7 protein-coding genes are annotated in these 7,467 nt (G+C 31.1%); 2 read left to right on the forward strand and 5 right to left on the reverse strand.

What is annotated here, in order from left to right; genetic code table 11:
- Nucleotides 1-12: 12 nt before the first annotated feature.
- Nucleotides 13-3,696, forward strand: a complete 3,684-nt coding sequence (locus GQS58_RS16250; protein ID WP_166387839.1) for a metallophosphoesterase — start codon at nucleotides 13-15, stop codon at nucleotides 3,694-3,696.
- 5 nt (nucleotides 3,697-3,701) lie between these two features.
- The gene (locus GQS58_RS16255) at nucleotides 3,702-4,079 is read left to right on the forward strand and encodes a DUF423 domain-containing protein (RefSeq protein ID WP_166387841.1); all 378 of its coding nucleotides are present in this window, start codon (nucleotides 3,702-3,704) and stop codon (nucleotides 4,077-4,079) included.
- Here GQS58_RS16255 and GQS58_RS16260 read toward each other — a convergent pair.
- The 5 genes from GQS58_RS16260 to GQS58_RS16280 form a co-directional block, all read right to left on the reverse strand.
- Nucleotides 4,076-4,924, reverse strand: a complete 849-nt coding sequence (locus GQS58_RS16260) for a hypothetical protein (protein WP_240914647.1) — start codon at nucleotides 4,922-4,924, stop codon at nucleotides 4,076-4,078. The two genes, GQS58_RS16255 and GQS58_RS16260, sit on opposite strands and share 4 nt — an antisense overlap.
- 113 nt (nucleotides 4,925-5,037) lie before the next feature.
- The gene (locus GQS58_RS16265; RefSeq protein WP_166387843.1) at nucleotides 5,038-5,889 is read right to left on the reverse strand and encodes a TPM domain-containing protein; all 852 of its coding nucleotides are present in this window, start codon (nucleotides 5,887-5,889) and stop codon (nucleotides 5,038-5,040) included.
- Nucleotides 5,886-6,323 carry a TPM domain-containing protein gene (locus GQS58_RS16270; protein ID WP_166387845.1) on the reverse strand — a complete coding sequence of 146 codons (438 nt, stop codon included), beginning with the start codon at nucleotides 6,321-6,323 and terminating at the stop codon, nucleotides 5,886-5,888. The genes GQS58_RS16265 and GQS58_RS16270 overlap by 4 nt, the downstream gene beginning before the upstream one ends.
- Before the next feature lies 1 nt (nucleotide 6,324).
- The gene (locus GQS58_RS16275) at nucleotides 6,325-6,936 is read right to left on the reverse strand and encodes a LemA family protein (RefSeq protein WP_166387847.1); all 612 of its coding nucleotides are present in this window, start codon (nucleotides 6,934-6,936) and stop codon (nucleotides 6,325-6,327) included.
- 120 nt (nucleotides 6,937-7,056) lie between these two features.
- Complete coding sequence (locus GQS58_RS16280; protein ID WP_166387849.1) at nucleotides 7,057-7,386, reverse strand: MerR family transcriptional regulator; 330 nt, start codon at nucleotides 7,384-7,386, stop codon at nucleotides 7,057-7,059.
- Between the last annotated feature and the right edge of the window lie 81 nt (nucleotides 7,387-7,467).

Here is a 7,467-nt window from a genome sequence, read left to right on the forward strand (position 1 = left end):
ATTTTAGCACTTATGAAACTATTCAAATATTCCGTATTCAGTTTACTTTTTTTATCCATTTCTGCCTGCGCAACCATAGAAATGCAAATTGCAGAAAATCAATCTAATAAAACAGAAAAAAAAGTTTCTAAAATAGCACATAGTTTTTACCTTATTGGAGATGCAGGCAACTCTACTTTAACTGAAGATTCTCCTGCTTTAAAATATTTGAAAAAGCATATTAAAAATGCATCCGAAGAATCTACACTACTTTTTTTAGGAGATAATGTCTATGAAACCGGCATACCATATAAAGATTCTAAAAATTATCCTTTAGCAAAAAGAAGAATTGAAGCGCAAACAAATGTTGCCAAACAATTTAAAGGAAATTCTATATTTATTCCTGGAAACCACGATTGGTACCACGGTTTAGATGGCTTAAAAAGAGAAGAGAAATTAGTTGAAAAGGCATTAGGAAAATCGGCTTTTTTGCCAAATAATGGTTGTCCGTTAGAAAAAGTTACTATTTCTGATGACATCATTTTAATTATTGTTGATACACAATGGTATTTAACAAATTGGGACAATCATCCAACAATTAATGATGATTGTGAAATTAAAACAAGAGAAAAATTCTTTGATGAATTTGAAGGACTGATTAAAAAAGCGAGAGGAAAAACAACTATCGTAGCATTACACCACCCTATGTTTACAAACGGTTCTCACGGTGGCCAATATTCTTTTAAAAGCCACATGAGCCCTTTACCTGTTTTAGGTTCTCTTAAAAATTTACTTAGAAAAACTACCGGACTTACAAATACCGATATTGAAAATAAAAAATACAACGAACTTAGAAAACGTGTTATTACACTCTCTCAAGAAAATGATAAAATTATTTTAGTATCCGGTCATGACCACAACCTACAATATATTGTAGAAGATAATTTACCTCAAATAGTAAGTGGTTCTGGTTCTAAAACAATGGCTACAAAATTAACAGGAAACGCAAAATTTACTTATGCAGCGCAAGGTTTTGCAAAGTTAGATGTTTATAAAGACGGCTCTTCTAATGTTGCTTTTTACACGGTAAAGGATGATAAAGTGGTGTACACTACATCTGTTTTACCTGCTGACGAAAACATTAATTTCAAGCCATTTACGAACACTAAAATTACAGAAAAAAAAGCAGCAATCTATACACAAGAAGAAGTTGATAAAAGCGGAGTTTATCGTTTTTTTTGGGGAGAACGTTATAGAAAATATTTTGGTACAGAAGTAATTGCTCCAACGGTAGATTTAGATACTCTTTTTGGTGGTTTAAAACCGGTTAGAAAAGGTGGCGGACATCAATCTAAATCATTAAGACTTAAAGATCCAAAAGGTAGGGAATATGTAATGCGCGCATTGCGTAAAAATGCGGTACAATATTTACAAGCAGTCGCTTTTAAAGACCAATATATAGAAGGGCAATTTAACAATACTGCAACAGAAAGTTTATTAAATGATGTTTTTACAGGTTCGCATCCGTATGCACCATTTACTATTGGTAAATTGGCTGATGCGGTTGGAGTGTATCACACAAATCCTATTTTATACTATGTTCCTAAACAAAATAGTTTAGGTAGTTTTAATGATGATTTTGGTAATGAGTTATACATGATTGAAGAAAGAGCCGCTTCTGGTCATGGAGACAAAGAAAGTTTTGGTTTTGCTGATGAAATAATTAGTACAGATGATTTATTAAAAAAATTGAGTAAAAATGAACATCATGTTTTAGATGAAAAAGCATACATAAAAGCACGTTTATTCGACATGTTAATTGGTGATTGGGACAGACACCAAGACCAATGGAGATGGGCTGTTTTTAAAGAAGGTAAACAGACAATTTACAGACCAGTACCAAGAGATAGAGACCAAGCTTTTGCTGTTTTTGGCGATGGTTTTTTATTAAATATTACCACAAAAATAATACCTGCATTACGTGCAATGCAATCCTACAAAGAAGATATTAGCAGTCCAAAATGGTTTAATTTATCGCCTTATCCTTTAGACATGGCATTAATTACAACGGCTAGTAAAGACGATTGGAATGCACAAGTAAAGTTAATTACTACAAACCTTACAGATGCCGTAATAGAAGATGCTTTTACTAATTTCCCTAACGAAGTAAGAGATCATACTGTATCAGAAATAAAAACAAAATTACAAGGTAGAAGAAAGAATTTACAAAAAATTTCTGATGCTTATTTTCAACACCTAAATAAATTTCAAGTTATAAAAGGTACTCATAAAGATGATTGGTTTGATATTGAAAGAATTTCTAACGGAAGTACAAAAATAACTGGATACCGAATTATAAAAGGAGAAAAAGGAACTATTTTTCATGAACGAACTTACAATAAGTCTGAAACCAAAGAAATTTGGATTTATGGTTTAGATGATAAAGATACTTTTGTGGTAAAAGGAAATTCAGACAAGTATATAAAAATTAGAATTATTGGTGGTCAAAACAACGACATTTACAATATAATTAATGGTACAAAAGTAAAAATGTATGATTTTAAATCTAAGAAAAACACTTTTATAACAAACAAAGGAAGTAAAAAGTTAACCGATAATTACGAAACCAACGTGTATGATTACACGAAACTAAAAAACAATCAGTTTATTATATCTCCAACCATTGGTTTTAATGCAGATGATGGTGTAAAAATTGGCGTGTCTAATGTCTATACTTCTTTTGGTTTTGAGAGAAACCCATTTAGTTCTCAACATACCTTAAATGCATCTTATTATTTTGCAACTAATGGTTTTGAATTTGATTATTCTAGCGAATTTGCAAACGTTATAAAAAACTGGAACCTCGGTGTTAAAGCACGTATTACAAGTCCTAATTTCGCTATGAATTATTTTGGTTTAGGAAACAACTCTATAAACCTAAATGCGCCTCATGAAATAAAAGATGAAGAATACAATAGACTTAGAATAAAAGAGTTGAGTGCTGGTACTTTTATACAATGGAAAGGAGATTTGGATGGAAAAATAAAAGTAGGTGTAAATTTTCAAAATTATAAAGTAGAACAAACATCTAATAGATTTGTAAGTGATTCCATTGCTACAAACGATGCTATTTTTAACAATCAACAATTTATAAATACAGAGGCCGGTTATCAATTTGAAAACACAGATAATAGTGCTTTTCCAACAATGGGAATGAAAACATCTTTAAAAGTAGGTTATACCTCTAACCTAAAAAATAGCAACCACTTCGGATATTTAATTCCTGCTATTTCTTTTGATTATAAATTGATTGCTAGTGGAAAATTAGTTTTGGCTACAAAGGTAAAAGGACACTATAATTTTGGAGATTCTTATGAGCTGTATCAAGCAGCAAGCATTGGTGGAAATGATGGTTTACGAGGTTATAGAAACCAACGATTTACAGGGAAAAATTCATTTTACCAATCTACAGACCTTCGTTTACTTTTAAGTAAAATTAAAACAAGTATTGTACCTCTAAATATTGGTATTTACGGTGGTTTTGATTACGGAACCGTTTGGGGACAACAAAATACAACGTTTAACAACACTAAATTTAACACCGCTATTGGAGGTGGTATTTTCTTTAACGCTGCAAATATGTTAGTTGCAAATGTGGCTGTGTTTAATAGTGATGATGGTGTAAGAGCAACCCTTAATTTAGGATTCAACTTTTAACAAATATGGATAAAATAGCATTAATTTCAGGAGCAATTTTTGGAATGTCAGCAGTAATTTTTGGTGCTTTTGGTGCACATCTTCTAAAGAAAAAACTAAACACAGACCAATTACAAAGTTTTGAAACAGGTGTTAAATACCAAATGTATCATGCAATTGTATTGCTCATTTTAGGTTTTCAGTTAAACGACCAAATTGCCATAGATAATTACATTATTAACTTTTTTATAATTGGTATTATTTTATTTTCATTTTCTATTTATGGCTTGGTTCTATCATCTGCCAATCATAAAAAAATAAGATTTTTAGGTCCAATTACACCTCTAGGTGGTTTATGCTTAGTTTTAGGTTGGGGTTTATTAATTTATAAATTTGCCGCTTAGTTAAGCTTTAACTCATAAAAATTACCGCCAGCACCATGAGCTTTTTCGTCAGTAATATATAAAGTATTGTTATCTTTAAAAGCAACTCCTTCTTTTTGAGAAGCGTGATTTAAAGTAATTTTAGTTACTTTACCAGATAAAAAATCATCATTTTTATAATCCGTAAAAATTAAAACTGCTGCTGGCGATAACAACGCTACCTTGCTTCCATCATCAGAAATATCTGCAGAAGTTATCCAATTTTCTGTATTGTCGCCATTATTAAATTCAGAAATAAAAGTTGCTTCATGTTTTCCTTCTTTTGCAGGAATCTTGTATAAAGAAGTTTTTCCAAATTCATCTTTCACCCTACTTTTAGTAAACACATAAAACGCATTATTATAATAGAAAAAAGATTCTGCATCAAAAAACAGTTGCTTCTTTTTAGGTGGAAATTTCTTTTGATTTGGATACGAAAACTTAATTTTCTCTACTTTTATTTTTTTAGAACTTGTTAAATCTTCATGTTTTACTTTTAAAATAACAAGGTTTTCTCTTTTACTATCATTGTTTCCAAAATCACCTATATAGAGGTTTCCCTCTTCGTCTGACGCTAAGTCTTCCCAATCGTGGTTTTTTTCTTTTATGGTGAGCTCTTCAACAATATTTCCGGTAGCAGAAACACCATAAATTTTAGGCTTATTTCCACCGTCATTTTGCATCCAAATTAGATCTGAATTGGCAACTACTTCTGCACCAGAAACCTCTTCTAAGTCTTTTGATAATTCTGATATAAGTTTTAAACTACCAAAATTCTGACAACTAACTAAAGACAGAAAACTAAAAATTACAGTTATTACTTTCATCAACAATACAATTTATTTTAATATTAAAACCCTTCAGTTTTTTTATTCTGAAGGGTTTGTTATTTATTTTTTATAATTAGATTTTCTTCCGACAGGAAAGATTAAAATGGAATTTACCAGCCACCAGAAGCACCACCTCCACCAAAACTACCTCCACCGAAACCGCCTCCAAAGCCGCCTCCGCCAAAACTACCTCCACCAGAAGAACTTCCAAAACCACCACCAAAACTTCCGCCACCTCTACCGGCGTTACTTAAAATAATAGTTTCTAAAATAGCACCTGCAATAGATCCGCTTCTAAAACCTCTACCACCGCTTCCATTATTTTTATTTCCTCTAGAAATTAAAATAAAAATGATAAAAACTATAATGATAAAAATAATGATCCCAGGATCAAAACCTTCTGCATCTGCTTGTCTTGTTCCCTCAAACTCTCCGTTTAAGGTTTTAAAAATATAATCAGATCCTTTGTCTAAACCGCTATAATAATCTCCTCTTTTAAACTCTGGAATAATAACTCTTTCAATAATTCTTTTCGATTGAAAATCAGTTAAAAGATGCTCGGTTCCTTTACCAGCTTGAATGGCAATTTTTCGATCATTTAATGCTAACAACATTAAAACACCATTGTCTTTTTCTGCATCACCTATTCCCCATTTCTCCCCCCAATTGGCAGCTAAATAATTAATATTTTCACCTTCGGTGGATGGAATAATAGCAATTACAATTTGAGTAGAAGTAGTATCTGAATACTGTATTAACTTACTTTCTAAACTTGTTTTTTGACTAGCGGTTAATAAACTCGTATAATCATAAACACTGGTTTGAAACTTTGGAATTTCTGGTATTTGATACCCTTGAGAAAAAACACTTAACGTGAATAAAAACGCAATAAAAAAAGTAATTTTTCTAAAAAATACTGCTAACTGAATACTACTTACTGAATACTGTTTACTGTATATCATCCTTTAGAAATCTCATTAGAAAGTTCATCTACATCATCAATTTGCCAAGGAAAGTGTGCTTGCAATTCTTTTCCTGCCTTTAAGATTCCGTCAACAATTCCTTGTTTAAAAGCACCTTTTTTAAAATGATTTTGCATTACATCTTTGGTGGTATCCCAAAAATCTGTTGGCACCACTTTGTTAATTCCTTTATCACCATAAATAACAAATTTCTTGTCTTTTACAGCAACATAAATCAACACTGCATTAGCATCTTTAGTGTTGTTCATTTTTAGCAAATGAAAAACTTCTAACGCTCGTTCATCATGATTCTTCTCTGTGGTAGCCTCAATATGTACTCTTATTTCGCCAGAAGTTTCTTTCTCTGCAACTCTAATAGCAGAAATAATTTCTTGTTCTTCTTCTGGAGACAGAAACGCTTCTACTTTAGACATATTATTCTTTTTTATTATTAAAATTAAAGTTTACATCTGGTGCATTTTCAGATCCTGCATCTGCTTTATAACGATCCATTTCATCAAAATTAAACATTCCTGCTAACACAGAATTTGGAAACACTTTTATATGTTTGTTATAATTATTTACACCTTCATTAAAACGATCTCTAGCAACGTTAATTCTGTTCTCTGTACCTTCTAACTGACTTTGTAATTCTAAAAAGTTTTGATTCGCTTTTAATTCTGGATAACGCTCTACAGAAACTAATAATTTAGATAACGCACCTGTTAAGCCAGATTGCGCTTGTTGAAATTGCGCCATGTTATCTGCTGTTAAATCTCCTGCATTTATATTTACAGAGGTTGCTTTAGCTCTTGCTTCAATTACTTCTGTTAAAGTAGTTCTTTCAAAATCTGCTGCTCCTTGTACTGTTTTAATCAGATTACCAATTAAATCATTTCTACGTTGGTAAGAACTCTCTACATTAGACCAAGTTGTTTTTGCATCTTCCTGTAAAACAACAGCTTCGTTATTAAAGTTTTTACCCCAATTGTATACTCCGAAAACAATAACAAGGATTACTATTACTGGTATTAACCATTTTTTCATAATTTCTAAATTTTAATTTTTTGATTGATTTTTTGTACTACAAAACTACTTAATATTATTGAGCTTGTAAAGAATATTAGCTTCTATACTATTAAGTTAGACACACAGATAAAGGAAATGTTACAATTGATTTTTAATTTTAATCAATTCTGCTTTAACTCCTTCTAATCTAGTAATAATTTCATGGTTTTGAACTATTCCTTCTGGATCTTTCTTTAGCTTTTGTTTAGCACCCTCTAAAGTAAAACCTCGTTCTTTTACAAGGTTAAATATGAGCTTAAAGTTTTTAATATCGTCTTGTGTAAACAAACGATTCCCTTTCGCATTTTTTTTAGGTTTAATAATATCAAATTCTTTTTCCCAAAAACGAACTAATGAAGTATTTACCTCAAACGCTTTGGCAACTTCACCTATTTTATAATATCTTTTCTCTGGTAAATCTACATGCATCTTTTTCAGTATTCAGTATTCAGTAATCAGTAATCAGTAATCAGTAATCAGTAATCAGTAATCAGTAATCAGTAATCAGTA

The organism is Polaribacter sp. 11A2H (assembly GCF_011379025.1).
Classification (GTDB): Bacteria; Bacteroidota; Bacteroidia; order Flavobacteriales; family Flavobacteriaceae; genus Polaribacter.